The sequence below is a fragment of the Neisseria sp. P0009.S007 genome (genome assembly GCF_051962515.1).
Window position 1 is genome coordinate 1 of sequence record NZ_JBQCVF010000611.1, and the last position, 942, is coordinate 942.

General features: G+C 46.6%; 1 pseudogene. It reads right to left on the bottom strand.

Going from position 1 to position 942, the window contains the following annotated elements:
* Positions 1-942: pseudogene (locus ACTHS3_RS15155) on the bottom strand (23S rRNA methyltransferase); the annotation flags it as partial.

Here is a 942-nt window from a genome sequence, read left to right on the forward strand (position 1 = left end):
CACAGATGCTTGGCAAACTGCCCTACTTCTTCATTCTGATAATCCAGACGCAAGGCATCGATAATGAGACCAGCAGGTTTCGCAGAAGTTTGGATTGCTTTGTTGTATTGATGCAAAGCAGTCTCGTAACTGATCTTGTCTTTCAGGATTTTTGCACTGCGCTCCGGCTTGGCAAAACCAATCACCGCGCCCATCTCTTCAGGGCTGATTTCGCCAAAGTCTTTCTTGCCTAATACGATAGGCGCGCGTTTACCCATACCTGGCACGACAATGCGTTCGGCCGAATCGTTCTCAAAGGCAATATGCTCATCGGAAGCAACTTCCAAACCACTTTGTTCGCCAATTTGACGATCCACTTCCTGCATATTCCAACCGAGATGATGTTCGGCAAAAACGCGCAAGCGCAGGTTGGTTGAATCCAAAGCCAGACCAGCTTTCAAGTATTCGGCTACACTGTCTTCAGAAAGGGAAGCACTATGGCGCTCAAGCGTATCTGCGAGCATGTCGATATTGCCGACGCGCAGATTCAAACCGATTAATTCATGAACCAGTTTTTCCGGTGCACCGTCTTCCAAAGTATTGAGATAACCGGCCAAAGACTCTGCTGCTTTACTTTCATAGCCGAACTGTTTATAAACCTGATATTCGGTCAGCGGATCGACTTCTTGTGCAGAAACAGAAGCCGTAGCATTGCTTGAGCCGCTTCCGCCCCATTCCCAATCTTGATTATCCGCATTGGAAACTGTCTGGTTGACTTTCTCAATCCAGTCGTTTCCATCCTCAGAGGAGGCTGTATGAGCGGCAGATTTATGGCCGCCTTTTGATGCATGTGCGCTTTGTTTGCCTGAGTTGCCTCTTTGTTCACTACTTTGTTTATGACGAACAAAAAACAACACCAGCAAAAAAAGCACCAGCAAAAAAATAGTTAAAAGTTGATAGTTC